Here is a 19626-nt window from a genome sequence, read left to right as displayed (position 1 = left end):
TGCTCCCCCTCACAGAATATAGTTATTTTATAGTTTTTCAGCTATCCTTAATTTCGCCGATCGTGACCGGTTATTTCCCTCAAGTTCCTCCTCAGAAGGAAGCAGGGGTTTTCTGGTGATTAATTTCAATGGCGGCTTGAACTCCTCAGGTATGACCGGCAAGCCGTGCGGAAGCTCCGGCAAATCGCTTGCGCTTTTAAATACAGTCTTACAGATCCGGTCCTCAAGTGAATGGAAGGTGATGACAGAAATCCTTCCCCCGGGATTCAAAAGCTCTATCGATTGCTTAAGCGAATTCTCAAAAACGCCAAGTTCATCGTTTACGGCAATTCTGATAGCCTGAAAAATCCTTTTGGCAGGATGTCCGCCCTTTCTTCTGGCTGGTGCCGGTATTCCATCTTTAATAAGTTCTACTAGTTCAAAGGTCGTTTCAATAGGCTTCTTTTCCCTGGCAGCTTCGATTTTTCTTGCTATCTGCTTAGAAAATTTTTCTTCCCCATATTGAAAGAAAATCCTTGTCAGATCCTGAAATGACCATTCATTAACAACCTGGTAAGCAGAGATGTCTGAGTTCTGATCCATCCTCATGTCAAGCGGGGCATCATGATGATAGCTAAAGCCCCTCTCTGGCGTATCGAGCTGCGGAGAGGAAACACCTAAATCATAGAGGATTCCATCAACTTTATGTACTCCGCGGGTGTTTAGCTCTTCACTTATATGTTCAAAATTGCTTTGAATAAGGGTCACTCTTTCTCCGTAGCCGGCCAGTTTTTCAGCAGCATGTTTTATTGCTGTAATATCCTGGTCAAATGCATATAGCTTTCCATTAGCTGATAGCTGCGATAACAGGTATTCACTGTGTCCTGCACCTCCGAGTGTACAATCTACATACACACCGTCAGGCTTAATATCTAAACCGTCCACAGTTTCCTTAAGCAGTACTGTTTTATGCTGAAACATTTTATACATCCTTCCAACCGATAATTGAAGCTGCTCTTCCCTGTACAGAATCAGATATCAAAACCTATCATGTTTTCTGCTATTTCAGCGAAAGAGTCTTCTGAAGTTGTAAAATAGTCTTCCCAAAGAGACTTGCTCCAAATCTCAATTCGATTGGAAACTCCGAGAATCACACACTCTTTTTCTAATTGACCGTAAGCAGTAAGCGGTGCGGGAATATTAATGCGCCCCTGTTTATCCAATTCGCATTCCGTAGCTCCTGAAAAGAAAAAACGGGTAAAGGCGCGGGCATCTTTTTTAGTAAGAGGCAAAGCTTTCAATTTTTCTTCAAGCAGTTTCCATTCGTCCATTGGATAGCCAAATAAACATTGATCAAGTCCCCGTGTTAAAACAAACTCTTCACCGAGGCTTTCTCTGAACTTAACCGGAACGATGATTCGTCCCTTCGTATCAATGTTATGATGGTATTCGCCCATGAACATGCCACTGCCCCCACTTTCTAATATCAATGTACCACAATCCCCCACTTTTCACCACTTGTTTTTACTTTCGTTAAAGGGGAAAGTAATTCCTGCTTTTGCAATTGCTTTTTCCTGAGGGCAACTGTTCCATTGTATGAATAAATTTACAGTGTTCCTGCCATAAATTTCAGTTTTCCAGGCACAAAAAAAGACAGGCACACGACCTGTCTGATTACCTATATAAAAATGACTTTATGCTGATTATTAAATTCATACGGCAGCTCCATAATTTCTTTAATGAAGTCAGGTCCGTATTTATTTAAGTAATAAAAGATATTCCAGATTCTTTCCTGCGGAGAGCCAAGCGGATATAGCGAATTGGTTATCCGCTGATATTTATTTACACTTACAGAATGATTTCTTCTGGTACTATCAACAATTTTTCCATAAATGAAATCCAGCTGCCTCTCAAGATAAAGGCGGTTCTTCTCCATCAAAGGAGCAAGACCTCTATCGATTTCCATGGCTTTTTCAGAAAGAAGATGATGGTTTTCCGCAAGCTGTTTTTTCGTTAATTCATACTGAAGCCAGGCTTCATCATCTTTTACGGACTCAAGAAAGGCCTCCATAGATGCGTCTGCACCCTCCGTCAGGACCGTTTCCAAGTCCAGGCCGGTATCTTTCATATCAGTCCAAATGCCTCTTTCAAGGATGGTAATATTCAAGCGCGGCATGATCAAAGGCATTTTCATGGAGAATAAATCAAAAACACGCTTCAGCTCTGCCCAGTAAGCAATTTCTCCAGGCCCTGAAATAAATGCCAGCACCGGAAGAAGCATTTCCTGCATGAGCGGCCTGGTCACTACATTATTGCTTAACTTCTCTGGCTCATTTTCCGCTATCGATAAAAGTTCGCCATAACTAAAGGATACCTCGCCGTTTTTACCATAAAAGGTGTCTCCGTCAAATTCCAGCAGTGTTCTTTCCTTCTTGTCCCTGTCGTAATAAAACAGGTTTGCCGCGCTTGGATCCATTTCAATAGCCCGGTTATACCCCTGCTCCTGCATAAAAGACTGCTGTGACAGAACTGCTTCTGTTATGTTCCTGGTGTTTGTTATGATTTGCCCAAAGTACTCCGACTCAATTTTCCGCAATGAAGGGTCACCAGCATCTATCATTAATAATCCATATTCCGAAAACCACTCATGAATCAAAGCTGCAAAAAAATCAGCAAAAGTATTTGACTGTTGCAGAATACCCTTCATATCGGCAAGCAGTTTATTTGTAAAATCTGTTTCGCCATAAGTCTCGACGATTTCCTCCATCCAGGCATAAGCTGTTTCCAAATCCAGCTCAACATCCGTTACTGCAGATTTAAAAGGATGATATAGCGGATACGTTTTCTTTTCAGGCTTTTGGTTTTTCAGTGTATATACATGGTTCACTTCGGCAAGGTCATGGTCTTCACCCGCAATCCAAAATAAAGGAATAACGCGCGCATTGATTTCCTTCTCCTGTTCTGCGGCAAGCTTTATGATGGATATCACTTTATGAATTGTATAAAGCGGACCTGACAGAAGTCCTGCCTGCTGCCCGCCGACAACCACTACGGAAGTTTCATTCTTAAGATCTTCTATATTACGGGCGGCTTTATCGCTCAGCGGAAAGCGCGCCATATATTGCTGTATGTAAGTCGCCAGTTCCATCCTGCAAAAAGAGCGATTCATAAGCTCATTATATCTGCGACTAAAAGAGCCCTTGCTTGAAACGCTATAATGAAAGTAATCCTCAAGCGTCAAATTCCCCTCCAGGTAATCTGAAGCAAAACGATTTAAAGATGGTAAAGCGAGATCTTTCATCTCCATTTTTGTTCTCCCTTTCTCTGCTACTGCAATTCTTTTTAGAGTATATCATTCTGACCCGGGAAAACAAAAAAACTTGCCCAATAAATCCATTTATTATCGCAATATATTAGACGATCTGCACTTAATGTGATTGCAGCCCTTGCAGCATTTATGATGCAAGCGTCCATGATATGCGATATAAAATTCCGATTACAGTCAAAACAATATAACAGAAAAAGAAAAAGGCGAAGTTCACTCTCCAAAACCCTTTAAGTACTTTACTGAAAATAATTTCTCCCTTCGCTTTATAGTGGATAACCGTAACAAGGAGGGCAATTCCAAGCATGAACAGAAGCAAAATCAAAAAAAACGACTTATGCCAAATTGCTATAATGAGAAAGTGAACAGACACAATAAATAAAAACGTACTGACATCCATGGCCAGATGCACAGAACGCCGATGATTTTTAGTCACTTGTTTAGCAAACACAAACGCAGCTATATATCCGATAAAAGGAACCGTTATAAGAGCTGCTGCCACTGCAGAAAGAATTGATATCATATATTGCCCTCCCCGGCTTCCTTTCCTTTTATCATACTCAAAAGAGCCGCTGCCAGCGGAATTTCCTTCTTTTTAACTTTTGCCTCGGCTACTGCATATCCTAAGATCGAGTCAATTTCTGTACTTCGCCCGTTTTCCAGGTCGCTTAACATTGAAGAAGTATTCTCCGAAGTATTCCGGCAAATTTGCGTTATACGCTCAAAATGACTTTGCGGCTCCTTCAGCTCCAGCACATGAGAGATTTCATGGAACAGAGCTTCAAATACTTGATAATAGTGCGGATTTTCTATAAGCGCTCCGTTTTTCACACCAAGAATGCCAGTCAATGGATTAATGACGCAATTTGCGGCAAGCTTCTCTATCAGCATTTCGCGGTAATCTTCTTCCCAGACAAAAGGAAAATCATTGTTTTTATGATATGAAAAAGGAAGCAGAGCAAGATCTCCGGAAAAAGCGGCAATGCGGGTTTTTCCCATTCCCGTATGTTCGACGGAATTTCCGCTTTGTTTGAATGCTCCATGCTCCACAGCTCCTACAAATATAGAGTCTGATGACAGTTTTTTCAGCAATTCAATATGAGCATATCCATTTTGCAGAAACAGCAGGGGTATACCAATGTCCCCTATCGATGAAAGTATGTCTGTTAATTGATATTGTTTTACAGCAACAATAAGCATTTCTTCACGCTTTACTTGTTCGCTCATCCTGCTTGCAGACACTTTTTTCACGGTATGCCTATTTTGCGAAACAAGCAGCAGCCCTTCCCTGTTTATCAGCTCCGCCTGTTCCTGCGTGCGTGTATATATGGTGATTTCGTGATCGTCATTCAAATAAGCAGCAAAAAGCAGTCCGACTGCACCGCCGCCAATAATCCCTATTTTCATAATAACCTGCCTTATTCCTGACTTTTTACATTAATAATATCAAATTATCCGCTACAACAAAAAATCCAGCGAAGTTTTTGCTATATAGTTAAATACGCCATAAGCATTGCTCTTTCCTTTTTTAAAGAATTATTTGAAGAAATATACTATAATAAGTGAGTAAAGTGTCTTTAATTAGGTATGTCTTATGGCGGTGTATAAGTAAGCGTTTAACCTGCCGGAGGAAAATTCCCGGCTCCGCGTTAAAAGAAGACACATCCATTGAGCTAAAAGGGGGATCTTTGCATGGAATATAAAATAGAACGTCTGCTGGTCAATTATAAAACATTAGAGGAATTTAAAAAGTTTAAAGAATATGGTTTGCAGGAGCTGTCCATGCTTGGGGATCTGGAGGACAACATCATAGAAAACAATAGTCAATCTCCTTTTTACGGGATTTACTTCGGAGACAAATTGGTAGCGCGCATGAGTTTATATGAAAGAAAAGCGAAATTTGACCGTTATTTTGAGCCTAAGCAGGATTATCTAGAGCTATGGAAGCTTGAAGTGCTTCCTGAATACCAGAAAAAAGGCTACGGAAATGCCTTGGTTGAATATGCAAAAAGTTTTGGACTGCCTATTAAAACCAGCCCGCGCGTAAAATCAGAAAATTTCTGGAACAAAATGAATTTCAAACACGCAGAATATGATATGGAAAGAGACCTGGGTGAAAATCCATTGCTCTGGCATCCAGACAGCGCTGCTGAATGACTGCAGGGAAAATAAAAGAAAGCGTGCTTAACTGCATGCGCTTTCTTTTATTATCTTAAATGAAATTAATGTGATAATAGAATATGAATATTGATACAGCAGATTGCAGTTTATATTGTATGATCTTACTTGTTGACTCTCTCAAGATTACCGTTTTTGTCCATCTGGAATTTAACCTTCGGAATCTTTTTATCTTCCTCCAGAACAATCAGCTTCCTGGCTCTTTCCATGATAGACAGCAGGGCGTGATAATCTTCTTCAACGGACTCCATTTTTTCTTTAAGAATCCTATTTTCCTCCGCCAAGGCTTCAATCTGTGTTCCCAGTTTTTCATTTTCAAAAGCATATTGTTCCTTTTCCTTGCTATGGAGCTTGTAGACTTCTTCTAATCTTGTAAGATATTTCATTACCTCCCCGAAGGATAGGGAAGTTCCAAATGAAAGGCTTTCTTCAGGGGCAAGGGAAATCGCTGCATCTTCCCCACAAGGGAGTATTTCCGTCTCCTTCGCTATCACCTTATTTTCTTTACGCTGTTTTTTTGCCAGCTCAATGCCTGATTTGTATTGTTTTCTAACAAAGGAATTCCAGCGGAACCCGCAGGCTGCCGCTGTTCTGGATAACTGCACTCCCACCTCTTCAAACGCTTTAAGCTGTGTGCTGCTCTCGCGTATATGTCTCAGCACTACCTCTGCTAACAATAAATCTTCATCCTGGGTCCACGCATCTTGTCTGGCAATTGACATTTCTTCCCCTCCATAGCAGGTTTTTATTTCATACATATGCTCCTGCTAGAAAAGATAGAAGAAAAAGCTAGATGGTTCATGAATTATTTTTTATTAAGAAAGCTCTCTACCGCCATGTGATGTGCATCTGTTTCCCAAAGCACGGCACAATTATTGATTTCCTCCTTCATTCTTTCTTTAAGCCCGTTCTGCTGCATCCTGCTGACTAGTATTTTTTTATAAGATTTCAGCACATGGAGTTCTTTTTCCAAAATAGGCTTGATCATATCGTCAGCATCTTGAATGCTGCTGACGATATGATCGATAAAACCCATTTCATGTCCTTGTTCGCATGAAAAAATCCCCGATGTCATTAATAATTCCATAGCTGCCTGAGGAGGAATCTTCTCCAGCAAAAGAGATGCACCGCCCCATCCCGTGGTTATCCCAAGGGTTCCCTGAATAAAACCAAACGAAACCCCCGTTTTTGCATATCTGAAATCACATGCTGCTGCAAGTTCACAGCCGCCTCCAAAAGCATTTCCATTTAAAAAGGCTATGGTCGGTTTCGGTATAACTGCCAGCTTGTATACAATCTTCCCCATTCTCGCAAGCATGCCCAATGCTTCTGATTCAGTGTGAAGCACACTGAATTCCTTAATGTCTCCTCCTGAACAGAAGGATTTTTCCCCGCTGCCTGTTAATATCACAGCTTTTACCGCATCATCCGTCCGAGCTTCTTCGAGCGCTAATTCAAGGCCTTTCATTACCGCTGTATTGACGGCATTTCTCTTGTCTGGCCGATTAATGAATATTTTCATGCAACCGCCTTCATTTTTTTCAATCCTGACCGTTTCTTCCATATCCATCCTCCTGACTATTAATTGAATGTAATAACCGATATGTAAAAAAGCACAGAGAGCATGTCTCTGTGCTTTGAGCCAATTAAGGCTTTTGTGCATAAAGAAAAGCGGATGCTATCTTTATGCAGCTGTAAAATTAGTTATTTACAACTTCTTTTCCTTTGTAGGTACCGCATTCCTTACATACACGGTGTGAAAGTTTCATTTCACCGCAGTTTGGGCATGCTACCATACCTGGAACTTGAAGCTTGAAGTGTGTACGGCGCTGTCTTTTAACAGTCTTGGACGTTCTTCTAGCAGGTACAGCCATTATTCCCACCTCCTTAAAAATAAGTGAAAAGACTATGAAGACAAAAAGAATTCTGTCTTCCTGATTCCATTACGATTCCTTATCGCTGTCAAAAAAGTTGGCAAGCTTTGCTAATCTTGGATCTAGCTTTTGTTTGCTTTCTTCTTCCGAAACAACCGCCCAATCTTTTCCTGACTGGGGAGCTCCTTCTTCTGAATTGACATCCTCACAAAAAACCTGCATGGGAATTTCGAGCAATACATTTTCTGTTATTACCGGTATTAGATCTACAACGTCACCCTCCACAACAGTTACTTCTTCACCTTCGAAGGTTTCACCGTGTGCGTTAAATAAAAAGGTTTCAATTGTATCAATATCAATCGGATATTTTACATCTACCAGTGTACGGGAGCAAGGCAATATTAATTCTCCAGAAAGATGCAAATGGAAAGTAACTCTCCCCGAACTGAGGTCAGCTCTTCCTGTTACTTTTATAGGAGAAACTCCGCGAATCTGCGGATCCCTCTCCATGATTCCAGTAACGTCCGCATATTCATCAATCTGAAAATTTTTATCCCGATATTTTTGAAGTTGACTAATTGTCCATTTCAAATGAATCACCTCAAGGCAACAAAGGTAATTATAGCTGTCATTCTACCGTTTGTCAATATTTTTTCTTTACACTATAATGTAGTCATTATAACCATTTTAACTTTAAGCCATTCATGCATTTTGGGCATTTTCGGCGCAGAATACGCCGGTCCTTTATGGCATACTGCGCCATGCAGGTCCTGCCCTATTTGCTTCGCAGGCTGATCAGCCGCTTACGTTTTTCTTTGGCTAACTGCTGCGGCTAGCCTGCTGTGCAAAAGATGCCGGCCCTTTATGGCATACTGCGCCATGCAGGTCCTGCCCTATTTGCTTCGCAGGCTGATCAACCGCTTACGTTTTTCTTTGGGCCAAGTACTATTTTAGCATGAAGTTGAAAAAATACAAATTAATTCAGGTGAGGTGAAGGTTATGAGGGCTGTTGGTGTAGTTGTAGAGCACAATCCTTTCCATAATGGGCATGCATTTCATATCGCTCAGAGCAGGAAGAAATCAGGCGCTGATATTGTTGCAGCTGTCATGAGCGGGCCATTTTTGCAGCGGGGGGAACCTTCCTTGGTTTCAAAGTGGGCAAGGGCAGAAATGGCGTTATCAGGAGGTGCCGATCTAGTTATAGAGCTTCCTTTTGCTTTCGCTCCGCATAGTGCTGAAATCTTCGCAAGAGGGTCTATCGGCATATTGGAAGCATTGAAATGCGAGGCTTTTTGTTTCGGAAGTGAAGAAGGGAAAATAGAGCCATTCCTTCAGGCATATCATTTTTTGAAAGAAAATCAGGTTCTTTTTGATGAATTGCTAAAAAAATTCATAAAAGAGGGAAACAGTTATCCAAAAGCAGCTTCACTCGTATTCAGTACGCTCTCAAAGGGCGGACAGTATCTCGATTTGACGAAGCCGAATAATATCCTCGGTTATGAATATGTCAAAGCTGCCCTTTCAAATGGATTTTCCATAAAGCCTGTTACCATTCAGCGGATTGGAGCGGATTACCATGAAACCGAGCTTATCTCAGGCCATATTGCCAGTGCAACCGGCATAAGGAAGGCTTTGTCGGAAAACGGCCAGGACCTTTCTGGAATTGGGGATTACATTCCCCTCTCAACGAAAGAAATTCTCGGTACGTACATGAAGACTTATCATTCCTTTCATACCTGGGAACATTACTGGCCGCTCCTGAAATATAAAATTGTGTCTTCCACTCCTTCTCAATTGGCAGAAATTTATGAAGTGGAAGAAGGTATAGAGCATAGGATGCAAGATGCAGCATTATCGTCCTCTAACTTCCAGGAATTTATGGGGCTCATGAAAACAAAGCGCTATACATGGACAAGAATTCAAAGGATTCTCATTCATGTGCTTGCAGGAACTCCGAGGCAAAATCGGCTGCAAGACGGGCAAATGCCTCAATATTTACGGCTGCTCGGCATGACAGCCAGAGGAAGGAACTATTTAAGTGAAGTTAAGAAATCTTTGCCTCTTCCTATAATTTCAAAACTATCGTCATATCATGACAAGAATATCCTTCCAGATATAAAGGCCGCCAATATATATGCAATGGGGCTTAAACCATCCTCTCAAAATATCCTTATAAAAAGAGAGTATGAAGCTCCAGTCATGCTGCCGTAAAAAAACACACAAAAAAAGCTTAAACAATCTGCAGCACAGATTGTTTAAGCTTTTTAATTTTCCGGAAAAGAAAAAATCAGGATTTCTTCGCCTTTAGTTTCTCCAAATAGTTTAGTGCATCATCGAAAGAGTCAACTGGCACAATTTTCATTTTTGTTTTGATATCCTTCGCAGCCGTTAAAGCATCCCGGTAATTTGAGTGGAGCCTTCCTTTTTCATTAGGAGCAAAGAAAATCTGTGCACCGGTTTCATCTGCCGCTACAATTTTTTGCTGAATCCCGCCTATCGGACCCACTGACCCGTCCTCTGACATTGTACCTGTTCCGGCTATTTGATAGCCTTTTGTAAGGTCGCCTTTCGTCAGCTGATTATAAATTTCCAAAGTAAACATCAGACCTGCTGACGGCCCGCCGATTTGATCGGTATTTATGGAAACAGCTGGAGTGGTTTCAGGTTTTTTATCATCATCCAATGCAATTCCTATTCCGGCCCTTTTTGGATCTTCTTTAAAGGTTTTCAGAGGCAGCACTGCTGTTTTTTCGGAGTTCCCTCTTTCATATACAAGGGTGATTTTGTCGCCTGCTTTCTTTTTCCCTACATAATCCATGAATTCTTTTGATGAATGAAACTTCAGGTCATCAACTTGTACAATTTGGTCCCCTGCATGCAATTTGCCATAAGCAGGCATGCCTTTTACTGCCTCAAGCACATATACCCCTAAATACTTAAAGGAAATCGGCTTATGCGCCTTTTCATACGCAACTTTGATTGCGCTATTTTTCGAACCATCCATCATGTGCAGCTGTGTGACATTGTATTCCTCATCCGTTTGGCTTTCGTCCCGAATAGCTCTTTCAGGATACAGCTCCTGATACTTGCTCATTTTCGCAATAATATACGAATAAATATTAGCTCTTCCCATTCTTACAGTTGTCAGCATGAAGCTTCCTTTTGCTTCATCGCCCCCCTGAACTTTCACTATCGGCTCTAACTCTTTTGCCATTCCAGGTTTAGTTACATAGTAAGGCAGGTAATAAAACGCGGATGCACAAAGAATGATAATCGCAGCCAGGAAAGAGCGAAAAAAAACTTTACGGCTCATTTATAGCAGACTCCTTCCAAGTTTCAATGCATTTCTTAATTTCTTTTACATGCTTTTTTGCTTCTTCTTCTCCAATAGTAATTATTTCAAGAATATTTGTAAATGATTTTGAATTGTATTTTCCAGCATCCGGCCGGATCATGACATCAGATGCAACTTTTCTGTTTTCCGCGAGTTCCCGCTGCATAATATCAAGGCTTTGCATGATAACATCATAAATGGATGCTATTTCCGCCTCCTGCTTAAAATGCGACACATCAACACCTATAACAATGTCAGCACCCATGCTTTTTGCCACCGAAACCGGAACCCGGTCTGCCACCCCTCCGTCAACCAGCAGCCTGTCACCAATTTTTTCAGGAACGAAGATTCCCGGAATTGAAATACTCGCCCTGACAGCTTCAGCAATCGGTCCATTATCAAAAATGACCTTTTCACCTGTCTTAATATCTGTAGCTACAATTGATACTGGTATTTCGGTGTCTTCGAGATTTTTCCCATATGTAAACATTCTGATAAACTCCTTGATCCGCTTGCCGGAAATAAAGCCCATCTTGGGAATTGTAAAATCCAGATAGTACTTCCGCTTAAAGGTCTTTGCAAGCTGATACAGCCTTTCAATATCAGGACCTGCCCCGTAAAATGCTCCTACAAGAGCCCCCATGCTGCTTCCTGCTATCATATGGACAGGTATGCCCTCTTCTTCCAGAATTTTAATGACTCCTGCATGAGCGAAGCCCCTCGCTCCTCCAGAGCCAAGCGCTAGGCCGATTTTGGGCTCTCTCAAGGCCGCTCCCTCCTTTGATTCACGGTCATATCATTCCTTTAAAGTTATGGTCTTAAAATGAATTCTATGTGCATATTGTGTAGGACAGGGCCAAGATTATTTTTGCATCCGTGCAATTTTGAACAATTATAAAAAGTATGGACCATCCATAAGACATACCATCCAATTTATTTTTCATGCATATTCCCTTCTGGAGGAGGCTAAGAAGTTTTGTTTAAGTCAAAGATCAAATCTCTTACATTAGCGGCTTTCATTACAACAATTGCAGGGGCACTCATCACCTTTCCGCAAGAATCCTTTGAAGCTTCCATCAGGGGATTGAATATGTGGTGGGAAATTGTTTTTCCCTCCTTGCTTCCTTTTTTCATTATTTCAGAAATGCTAATTGGTTTTGGCGTAGTTAAATTTATTGGTGTTCTGCTCGAGCCGATGATGAGACCTTTATTCAGAGTTCCTGGGATAGGAGGATTCGTATTGGCAATGGGAATGGCTTCAGGATTTCCCTCTGGCGCCAGATTCACAGCAAGGATGCGCCAGGAAAACCAGATCAGCAGAATAGAGGCAGAAAGATTAGTATCCTTTACTAACTCCTCTAATCCTCTTTTTATATTTGGTGCCGTGTCTGTAGGATTTTTTCATAATTCCAATCTTGGAATCATCCTGGCTATATCCCATTATGCCAGCAATATTTGTGTAGGACTTATTATGCGTTTTTATGGTAAAGAAGATGTGCCAAAAAAAACTGTAAAATATAAATCTATTTCCATTAAGCAGGCGTTAAGGCAAATGCATATTACCAGGCTCCAGGAAAAGAGACCGCTTGGCAAACTTCTTGGCGATGCTGTGATCTCGTCCATTCATAGCCTGCTTTTAATTGGCGGATTTATCATTTTATTTTCTGTGATCAACAAATTGCTTTATCATATGAATATCACAGATTTACTGGCAAAAGGAGTAGAATTTTTATTATCTTTTATCGGGTTTCCCGAAACATTGAGCACTCCGTATATTGCAGGTTTGTTTGAAATCACCCTCGGTTCTCAAATGACAAGCGGGGCTGCAAATGCATCGTTAATGCAGCAGGCAGTCATAACAAGCTTTATCTTGGCTTTCAGCGGCTTCAGTGTACAAGCACAGGTGGCCAGTATTCTTGCAGAGACAGATATCCGGTTTTTCCCATTTTTCGCAGGAAGGATTCTTCAGGGATTTTTAGCGGCCTTTATTACTTTTCTTGTCTGGAAACCAGTTTACGAACATTTCAGCTATATAAGCAAACCTACCAATGCTCATCCCGTATCCGGAATAGGCGAAGGCGGATTCACCATTTCCCTCTACCACATCGTGGTACAGTGGGGGCCTCTTTTTACCATCTTCTGTTTAATTTTATATATTTTCATATCATCTGCTAAGATGAATGAGCATAAGAAATAGCGCAGAGTCCTAAGGGATAACTGCACAAAAAAAAGGATGCGGCGGCATCCTATTTTTTTTGTGCAGAATCAAATTTTTTATGAAGGGCATCTTTCACAATGGCCGGCACCAATTCTGAAATGTCCCCACCATATTTGGCAACTTCTTTTACAATGCTTGAGCTGAGGAAAGAATACTGGTTATTTGTCATTATGAAAAATGTTTCAATCTTTTCATTCAGCAATCTGTTCATTGATGTACCTTGCATTTCGTATTCGAAATCCGAAATGGCTCTCAGTCCCCTGATTATAGCATCTGCTTTTATACTTTTTGCATAATCAACAAGGAGCCCCTGAAATGAATCCACTTTAACATTCGGAATATGCTCCGTTGCTTTTTGGATAAGCGCCAGCCGGTCCTCAATCGAAAAAAGAGAATTCTTTGCTGAATTATTCAGTACGACCACATATACTTCTTCAAAAACTTTAGCGCTTCTTTGGATAATATCAAGATGGCCGAATGTAATCGGATCAAAACTACCTGGACATACTGCAATTTTAGTCATTGTTTGAGTCCCCCTGTCCGCCTTCCCCATTTTCAAAGCGGTATATGGATACAGCAATCATTCCATAAATTTCTTTTTTCCATTTTATGAAACCGCTGACTTTTTCCGGCAGCACCACATCGCTGCCATGCTCACAGACTATAAAACCATCATAACTAAGCAAATTCCCAGTATATATGGACTCCAGCAGATCTACCAGCTTTTGTTTTTTATATGGAGGATCCAGTAAAATGAGCTTAAAGGAAAGCTCTCTTTTCATCAATGCCTTGATGGCCCTCTCTGCATCATTTTTGTATACTTCTGCTTTTTCTGTAAAACTGCAGGCTTGCAAATTGGCTTTGACCGTCTGCAGGGCCTTATATTCCCGGTCGATAAATATGGTCTTATCGATTCCCCTGCTTAAAGACTCGATCCCGAGTCCGCCGCTGCCTGCAAATAAATCCAATGATAATCCGCCGTCGAAATACGGGCCAATCAAATTAAAAATTGATTCTTTCACTTTATCTGTTGTTGGACGGGTACCAGTACCTGGTACTGCTTTTAATGGCCTTCCTTTACAACTTCCGGAAACGACCCTCATATTCTCACCACATTTTTTGACAAATTTCTACCACTACCTATCCTAACATATTCGAATATGTGAGCCAATACATTTTAAAGCATGAACTGCCATCCAGTCGATCCTGCATTAGTTTTCACTACCTTTCAATATATAAACTGACTTTCGAACAGGATATTTAGTACCGCAGGCTATACTTCACCTGTAAATGTCATCAGCAGCATGCCAAGACACCCTCTGGAAAAATTCTTTGTTTTTGAATAAAAAGGGAATAATCGGCCATAATGTATTGTAACAACATCACTGTTTCAGGTGTTGTTGCCAACCGCGGAGAAGACTTACGTTTCCCCATAAGCTCTTCCTCCGGTTTCTCCTCTCCCTTTGCCTTCTTTCCTTTTATAAAGGATATAGAAGGACCTGCAGTAATTTCTGCAGGTTTTTTTATTGGCTGTTTTCGTAAACTTTGCCGCTATGGAACAAGGGGCTGATTTCCGCTTCAGGATGCCCGCTTTACGTGGGGCGGGGGCTCACCTTCCCGCTAATCCTACACTATCGCACCTTACACTCCAATCAACCCGGTTTAACAACAGGATCGCTTCACAGAACATATTAAAACAGCAATATTTAAGAAAAGAGCCTTTGATCTGCCTAATAAAGGATCTTTGAACCACCATGCCTTCTAATTCGTGCAGGAACATGATAAAGTAAAAGAGATTATGTTTTAATAGGAGAGATGCAGTTGATACAGCGTTTTATTGAGCTTGGAACAGGATATTCAGATATATACGAACTTATAGAAATAGGCAGGTCAAATCAGCAGCGCATCCTGCGTTTGCTTGCTCTGCATACAGAAAAGGAAGGCAAACAGGTAATTTCCCCGGTTATTGTGCTGCAGCCGGCACAGCCCGGGAATTTCCAGCCTTTATACATATGCAGGGAGGGAATTCCCAGCCCCCGCCTAAAGCCTAATAAACGGTACGGACTATTTGAGGAATTAGCAAAGGAACTCGGAAAATCCATTATTGAACTCGAAGTTAAGCCATCAAATTTGTACAGTGAAAAAGAGCTATATTTTCAGCATTTAATAGGGATATTACGAATGAATAAATATTTGCCTCCAATGAGCTGAAACCTCCCCAGGCGCATACACCCTGTCATAGAAGGCCATTCACGCAAATATTCAGGGAACATGCAATAAAAAAGCTGACTCGCTTAAAAGAGTCAGCTTTCTTTAAATACCCATTTTATAATCATATTCCTTCGCTTTATCTGGTTTTGAATTTTCATATTCCAATTTCAAAAAGGGTTTATAGGACAGATCAACTTTTTTTACGAAGGAATAAGACTTCAGCTTTTCTGCTAAGGCTTCTACATCATCCATATTTGTATAAATCACCACATATTTAAGTTTTTTTGATACAAAATGGATATTTCCGAATTTCCTGAGCATCTTTGCTTGTTTTAATGTATGTAAATACACGATAATGCCTTGTCTCGCTCCAAACATAATAGACTGACTCCCTTATTCAAGGTTTTCATTAAGTGTAGCACAGCGCAAACTTTTCTTTCAACTAGAAAAGTTTATCCGCAGGGAAGTTTAGGGAAAAAATGGGTAAGAAAGGATGTTGATTAATGGAACTGGAGCCGATATGGAATTCTTTTATACACTATCTCACTAAGGAAGAAGGCGTCCATAAAGTGTGGCACAAGAAGATTGCAGGACTGCCATTTTTATATATCCAATATTCAGAAGATTCACATTCTCCCGATTCGCTTTCACACCTGATAAAGCAAGCATCTGCCAGATCCATGCGGGGCAAACGGCTGCACAGTGTCACGATCTTTGTGCGCAGGGAAACGGGCCTAAGTGTCTTCAGGCACCGGTTTTATGTTCCGCAGCAGAAAATGTTCTGCTGCGGAAATTTATGTGATGATTGCATCTTGTACAGAAATGATGGCTAACTGATTCATCCTATTATGGCACAAAAAAAAGCCTGTTTCCAGGCTTTTTTGCATGCTAGGCAGAGCAGGAACAGCTTCCTCCCGAACCGCAGCCCCCGCCGCATCTTGACTGTGATTCAAAAAATGGATTTCCTGAAGGAACCTTAATGTTAAATGAAACGGCTTGGCCTATTTTAAGGCTCATTTCATCCAGGATCCCCTGCAGTTCTGTTTCAGCTCTTTTAAATTCCGCAATGGTTGGATGAAGATCCATATCCCGCTTAGAGTGCCTGATTTCAAGATTCACCCGTTTATATTCAGGATGATATTTCCCGAATCTCTGCACCTCTTCATACAAATCTTTAAGAGAAGAAAATTCCCTGATTTTCCGCTGCGCTTCACTGTCATTACGCATATTATATAAGCTTTGAAAATAATTTTCCCCAAGCTCTGATTGTATAACCATCTGCGCCAATTCATCGGCGCTTTGCAAAATGTCCGCTCTTTCAATAGTAGCAAGCATAAACTGGCTCACCTCCACCACTATCTTAACATTATCGGCAAAGTTATGCCATTCCTTTGACTAAATGCTTGAATGAATATGTACGAAAAATTCCTTAGATAATCCAGTTGGCATGTGTGCCATATCCACTACTTCCATCTTTATTTTATGTTTTCCGGAAGGAATATCTTTAATGATAAAAGCGGCAGTTTTCATATCTCTCACCTTTTTTTCATCAAGATAAACGGCAACTTCAGCCTGTTTTTTTTCTCCCGAAGCACTGAAGCTATAATTTTTCATATATACTTCTGCGTAAATGCTGCTTCCCTTTAGATAATAGTGAATTTTAAAATCATCGCTATTAATTTCAGTAATCCCTGCTTGTGCAGCTGCTTTGCTGTTTGGTGACAATCCGATGGTTTGCAAAAGCGGCGTGGAAATATGGCTGCATGCTGCATAAATCAGCAGCATGATTATCGAGCATCTGATAGCTTTCATTCTTTCACCCTCCTTTGCACTATTCTCTGCAAAAAAAAGCAAAATACACATCATTTGTGAATATTCTCTGCCCTTTCCATAAAGGCTAGCTGTTTCCAGGTGTATTCATTGCCTGAAACATGGACATCATCATGGAGGCAATTTGGACTCCATCTGAAAATTTGGAAATACGATGCGGAATGGATTTTTTAAAGAAATATGTGGCTTCTGTTTCCATGCTTGCAAGCAGCTGCGGGTTCCTCATAAGTTTTCTGTACCAAATCGGCTGCAGGCGAAGATAGTTTTTTAAGTCCTCGCTTTTTTCTATTACGCTGTAAATGTCTTGTCTCAAATAATCACCCTCTTTCTAATCCTTTCTAAATTGAAACGGATTGGGACGTGCATTTTCTCTTTTTGGTTCTTCTGATTTACTTTGTTCACCTCCCTGAAAAGAAGAAATGACCCCCTGGATTGCACCAAGAGCCTGATTTGCATTTGAAATATATTTTTGGATCTGAGTTATATCCATACCTTTAAAAACATTAAGCAAGTTTCCCATCAAATCGGATTTCTCGTCGTTTGATGCTTCTTCTTTAACAGTGTTTCCTTCTTGATATTTTTCCCACTGCTTGTTTCCTTCACCTAATAAATACCATTCCTCAAACAAAGCCTGCCAGGTATACTTGCCCTGTCTTACTTCCGTTCTTAGCTTCGGATGATTTTGGACAAATTGCCTGAACTGTTCTACGGATGGACGGCGTTTATTGGCCATTCTTTTCACCTCGCTTTAAGACATTTGCCTACCTACAGAGTATGCAAAAATGTAAAAACTGTGCATCCGCTGTACAAGCAGGCATGCAAATAAATATAATAATGAATAAGATATGGAGGGGTTTTCATGGCAGATCAATTATCAGTGCAGTTTCAGGAACTCGCAAAAACAGCAAACGAGGAAGAGCTAAGAGTTCTGTCTTTATTATTGAAGGGACTTAAAGAAAGAAAAACACAAAATGGAACGTACATCTCAAAGCTTCTGCAATTAAGCAGCGAGCTTGGAGAAAACAGCTTAACCATGTCCATGCCCATCTCAAGCCTAGTGCATAATAACCTTGGCATTGTACATGGGGGAGTGATTGCCACTTTAACAGACACAGCAATGGGCACCCTCGTAAACAGTGTGCTTCCGGAAGGAAAATCTGCGGTAACAGCAGAGATACAGATTCACTACCTCCATCCCGCAAATGGAAATAGGCTGACATGCAAAGCTGTCTTCATTCACAAAGGAACCAAAACCATGGTGCTTGAAGGAAAGGTATACCTGGAAAATGGCACATTATGCGCTCATTCCACAGCCACTTTTTACATGATAGCTGCAGAACCAGTTTAAAAGAACGTAACGCTTGCGGCACAGCTCCTCTTTTTAGCAGACTGCTGCAAGCGTAATGTAAAAGATAAACATCTCCCTGAACCAGTGCGGTCAGTCATCATTGACCACCCGGAATGTTATCTGTATACACCTTGATAAGATGTGTATTAACCATTTGCTTATATGGCTCCTCATGTCGGCTTTGCCTCCAAAAAACCGGATAAAAAAAGAAGCCCCATGATCCTGCCGGGACTTCCTTAATCACTATTTAGCAATGAAATTCTGGGTGTAATAGTTATGATAAACTCCTACGCCAATATCAGTGAACTCGCCGCTCAGGAGAGCTTCACGGTGCCCCTTGCTGTTCAGCCAGCCCTCCATCGCTTCAATCGCATCTATATAATGGGCAGCGATGTTTTCACCAGCAGCGCGATAAGTAACATCACCTTTTTGCAGTCTTTCTGTTAAATCTCCCTTTGTCGGAGATGTATGCGAAAAATAATCGCCTATCGACATATCATTGCTGTGAAGAAAAGCAACCTCTGCAATTTGTTCATCCCATTTGAGTTCTGAAAGCTTAAAACGGTCTCTCATGACATTGGTAATATCAAAAATTTGTTCTTTATTGCCCAGTTCGACTTTTTTCCATTCTTCATCAGTCAGTTCCTTATTTTTCAGGAGTGTACCGTGATAAGTCATTTCATAAGGGCTGATTTTAAGCAAAGCATCTTCATTTAAAAAACGGATGCTCGATACCGTACCGGTAAACTTATCAAGGTAAAGCTGGGCATAAACGTTTCCCATTTTAACAAGTGGCCGCATATTCATATCTTCCTCCGATAGTTCAAATCGGTATGAACTGCCTTTTTCATTAATATTAACCGAGGTCTCGAAAAAAAGGCTTGAATATAATTCATCTATCGGCTGTCCGATTTTAAATGGCATCACGTTAACCCTGCTGCCGAGCCCATATGCAGATATGACCTTCCCATTCTCCACTGCAAGCTGAAAATAATGCTTTCTTTCCTTATTATAAATCCACCACTCATAACCAAACGCAGAAAGATCGACCCTTGCAGGCTTGCCGTATGTTTTTAGTGCACGGGATGCCGGCTTGCCAATAATGGAGGCAATTCCCTCACGAGGCTGCTTTAAACTCCCGCTTTCTTCATGTTTATTTTTTTCCTTGATGGTCTGACTGTCTTCTTTAGGATTTACATCATTTTTTCCGTATAGAACGGGGTTTTTCCCGCTGTCATTTCCAATATTGAGATATATGCCTATCAAAAAAAACAAAATCACTAAAATGAAAATTTTTGCAAGTGTACGCAGAGGATTCCTCCCCCTCTC

At 40.9% G+C, this 19626-nt stretch carries 26 protein-coding genes; 6 read left to right on the top strand and 20 right to left on the bottom strand.

Annotation, left to right across the window (positions count from 1 at the left end; genetic code table 11):
• Positions 1-27 precede the first annotated feature (27 nt).
• The 5 genes from rsmH to BIV59_RS00160 form a co-directional block, all read right to left on the bottom strand.
• Complete coding sequence (rsmH, locus tag BIV59_RS00180) at positions 28-960, bottom strand: 16S rRNA (cytosine(1402)-N(4))-methyltransferase RsmH (RefSeq protein WP_071349411.1); 933 nt, start codon at positions 958-960, stop codon at positions 28-30.
• 50 nt (positions 961-1010) lie between these two features.
• Positions 1011-1442: a division/cell wall cluster transcriptional repressor MraZ gene (mraZ, locus tag BIV59_RS00175; RefSeq protein WP_071349410.1), complete on the bottom strand. Its 432-nt coding sequence runs from the start codon at positions 1440-1442 to the stop codon at positions 1011-1013.
• A 215-nt stretch (positions 1443-1657) separates the two neighbouring features.
• Positions 1658-3286, bottom strand: a complete 1629-nt coding sequence (bshC, locus tag BIV59_RS00170) for a bacillithiol biosynthesis cysteine-adding enzyme BshC (RefSeq protein WP_071349409.1) — start codon at positions 3284-3286, stop codon at positions 1658-1660.
• A 148-nt stretch (positions 3287-3434) separates the two neighbouring features.
• Positions 3435-3827 (bottom strand): DUF3397 domain-containing protein, encoded by a 393-nt coding sequence (locus BIV59_RS00165; protein WP_071349408.1) that lies wholly within the window; start codon positions 3825-3827, stop codon positions 3435-3437.
• Positions 3824-4711, bottom strand: a complete 888-nt coding sequence (locus BIV59_RS00160; RefSeq protein ID WP_071349407.1) for a 2-dehydropantoate 2-reductase — start codon at positions 4709-4711, stop codon at positions 3824-3826. Before BIV59_RS00160 ends, BIV59_RS00165 begins: the two co-directional genes overlap by 4 nt.
• Positions 4712-4996: 285 nt before the next feature.
• On the opposite strand from BIV59_RS00160, the gene BIV59_RS00155 reads away from it, so the two are divergent.
• Entirely contained in the window at positions 4997-5461 is a 465-nt protein-coding gene (locus BIV59_RS00155; RefSeq protein WP_071349406.1) for an N-acetyltransferase, read from the top strand.
• Positions 5462-5586: 125 nt separating this feature from the next.
• Here the strand turns inward: BIV59_RS00155 and BIV59_RS00150 are convergent, their stop codons facing one another.
• The 4 genes from BIV59_RS00150 to BIV59_RS00135 all read right to left on the bottom strand — a co-directional run bounded on the left by BIV59_RS00150 (position 5587) and on the right by BIV59_RS00135 (position 7947).
• Complete coding sequence (locus tag BIV59_RS00150; protein ID WP_071349561.1) at positions 5587-6204, bottom strand: RsfA family transcriptional regulator; 618 nt, start codon at positions 6202-6204, stop codon at positions 5587-5589.
• An 83-nt stretch (positions 6205-6287) separates the two neighbouring features.
• A complete protein-coding gene (locus tag BIV59_RS00145; RefSeq protein ID WP_071349405.1) occupies positions 6288-7046 on the bottom strand; it encodes an enoyl-CoA hydratase/isomerase family protein in 759 nt (252 codons plus the stop codon).
• A 136-nt stretch (positions 7047-7182) separates the two neighbouring features.
• The gene (gene rpmF / locus BIV59_RS00140; RefSeq protein WP_071349404.1) at positions 7183-7356 is read right to left on the bottom strand and encodes a 50S ribosomal protein L32; all 174 of its coding nucleotides are present in this window, start codon (positions 7354-7356) and stop codon (positions 7183-7185) included.
• Between the two features lie 69 nt (positions 7357-7425).
• The gene (locus BIV59_RS00135; protein WP_071349403.1) at positions 7426-7947 is read right to left on the bottom strand and encodes a YceD family protein; all 522 of its coding nucleotides are present in this window, start codon (positions 7945-7947) and stop codon (positions 7426-7428) included.
• Between the two features lie 408 nt (positions 7948-8355).
• Here BIV59_RS00135 and BIV59_RS00130 point away from each other — a divergent pair, with 408 nt between their 5' ends.
• Complete coding sequence (locus BIV59_RS00130; RefSeq protein WP_071349402.1) at positions 8356-9567, top strand: nucleotidyltransferase; 1212 nt, start codon at positions 8356-8358, stop codon at positions 9565-9567.
• Positions 9568-9643: 76 nt separating this feature from the next.
• On the opposite strand, the gene BIV59_RS00125 is transcribed toward BIV59_RS00130, so the two are convergent.
• Both BIV59_RS00125 and BIV59_RS00120 read right to left on the bottom strand, forming a co-directional pair.
• Complete coding sequence (locus tag BIV59_RS00125; protein ID WP_071349401.1) at positions 9644-10669, bottom strand: SepM family pheromone-processing serine protease; 1026 nt, start codon at positions 10667-10669, stop codon at positions 9644-9646.
• Positions 10659-11456, bottom strand: coding sequence for a patatin-like phospholipase family protein (locus tag BIV59_RS00120; protein WP_071349400.1), 798 nt, complete (start codon positions 11454-11456; stop codon positions 10659-10661). Before BIV59_RS00120 ends, BIV59_RS00125 begins: the two co-directional genes overlap by 11 nt.
• A gap of 210 nt (positions 11457-11666) precedes the next feature.
• On the opposite strand from BIV59_RS00120, the gene ylbJ reads away from it, so the two are divergent.
• On the top strand, positions 11667-12887 hold the full coding sequence (ylbJ, locus tag BIV59_RS00115) for a sporulation integral membrane protein YlbJ (protein WP_071349399.1): 1221 nt from the start codon (positions 11667-11669) through the stop codon (positions 12885-12887).
• Positions 12888-12936: 49 nt separating this feature from the next.
• Here the strand turns inward: ylbJ and coaD are convergent, their stop codons facing one another.
• The 3 genes from coaD to BIV59_RS22610 all read right to left on the bottom strand — a co-directional run bounded on the left by coaD (position 12937) and on the right by BIV59_RS22610 (position 14342).
• The gene (gene coaD, locus BIV59_RS00110; protein ID WP_071349398.1) at positions 12937-13431 is read right to left on the bottom strand and encodes a pantetheine-phosphate adenylyltransferase; all 495 of its coding nucleotides are present in this window, start codon (positions 13429-13431) and stop codon (positions 12937-12939) included.
• Positions 13424-14011: a 16S rRNA (guanine(966)-N(2))-methyltransferase RsmD gene (gene rsmD, locus BIV59_RS00105; protein WP_071349397.1), complete on the bottom strand. Its 588-nt coding sequence runs from the start codon at positions 14009-14011 to the stop codon at positions 13424-13426. Before rsmD ends, coaD begins: the two co-directional genes overlap by 8 nt.
• 193 nt (positions 14012-14204) lie before the next feature.
• Positions 14205-14342 carry a hypothetical protein gene (locus BIV59_RS22610; RefSeq protein WP_240501826.1) on the bottom strand — a complete coding sequence of 46 codons (138 nt, stop codon included), beginning with the start codon at positions 14340-14342 and terminating at the stop codon, positions 14205-14207.
• A gap of 387 nt (positions 14343-14729) precedes the next feature.
• Between BIV59_RS22610 and BIV59_RS00095 the strand changes: the two genes are divergently transcribed.
• On the top strand, positions 14730-15119 hold the full coding sequence (locus tag BIV59_RS00095; RefSeq protein WP_071349395.1) for a DUF7147 family protein: 390 nt from the start codon (positions 14730-14732) through the stop codon (positions 15117-15119).
• A gap of 102 nt (positions 15120-15221) precedes the next feature.
• On the opposite strand, the gene BIV59_RS00090 is transcribed toward BIV59_RS00095, so the two are convergent.
• On the bottom strand, positions 15222-15497 hold the full coding sequence (locus tag BIV59_RS00090; protein ID WP_071349394.1) for a YlbG family protein: 276 nt from the start codon (positions 15495-15497) through the stop codon (positions 15222-15224).
• 125 nt (positions 15498-15622) lie between these two features.
• Here BIV59_RS00090 and BIV59_RS00085 point away from each other — a divergent pair, with 125 nt between their 5' ends.
• Positions 15623-15952: a hypothetical protein gene (locus BIV59_RS00085; RefSeq protein WP_071349393.1), complete on the top strand. Its 330-nt coding sequence runs from the start codon at positions 15623-15625 to the stop codon at positions 15950-15952.
• A 55-nt stretch (positions 15953-16007) separates the two neighbouring features.
• On the opposite strand, the gene BIV59_RS00080 is transcribed toward BIV59_RS00085, so the two are convergent.
• From BIV59_RS00080 to ylbD, 4 genes are all read right to left on the bottom strand, one after another.
• The gene (locus BIV59_RS00080) at positions 16008-16454 is read right to left on the bottom strand and encodes a YlbF/YmcA family competence regulator (protein WP_071349392.1); all 447 of its coding nucleotides are present in this window, start codon (positions 16452-16454) and stop codon (positions 16008-16010) included.
• A 60-nt stretch (positions 16455-16514) separates the two neighbouring features.
• Positions 16515-16931 carry a hypothetical protein gene (locus BIV59_RS00075; protein ID WP_071349391.1) on the bottom strand — a complete coding sequence of 139 codons (417 nt, stop codon included), beginning with the start codon at positions 16929-16931 and terminating at the stop codon, positions 16515-16517.
• 85 nt (positions 16932-17016) lie between these two features.
• Positions 17017-17262, bottom strand: coding sequence for a YlbE-like family protein (locus tag BIV59_RS00070; RefSeq protein WP_071349390.1), 246 nt, complete (start codon positions 17260-17262; stop codon positions 17017-17019).
• Positions 17263-17277: 15 nt separating this feature from the next.
• Positions 17278-17682, bottom strand: a complete 405-nt coding sequence (gene ylbD, locus BIV59_RS00065; protein ID WP_071349389.1) for a YlbD family protein — start codon at positions 17680-17682, stop codon at positions 17278-17280.
• A 126-nt stretch (positions 17683-17808) separates the two neighbouring features.
• Here ylbD and BIV59_RS00060 point away from each other — a divergent pair, with 126 nt between their 5' ends.
• A complete protein-coding gene (locus tag BIV59_RS00060) occupies positions 17809-18297 on the top strand; it encodes a PaaI family thioesterase (RefSeq protein ID WP_071349388.1) in 489 nt (162 codons plus the stop codon).
• Positions 18298-18540: 243 nt separating this feature from the next.
• Here the strand turns inward: BIV59_RS00060 and BIV59_RS00055 are convergent, their stop codons facing one another.
• Complete coding sequence (locus tag BIV59_RS00055; protein WP_083391978.1) at positions 18541-19563, bottom strand: CAP domain-containing protein; 1023 nt, start codon at positions 19561-19563, stop codon at positions 18541-18543.
• Between the last annotated feature and the right edge of the window lie 63 nt (positions 19564-19626).

The sequence above is a fragment of the Bacillus sp. MUM 13 genome (assembly GCF_001866725.1).
Taxonomy (GTDB): Bacteria; Bacillota; Bacilli; order Bacillales; family DSM-1321; genus Peribacillus.
The sequence above is the reverse complement of the archived record's forward strand: the minus strand, read 5'-3'. Positions and strand labels throughout refer to the sequence as shown.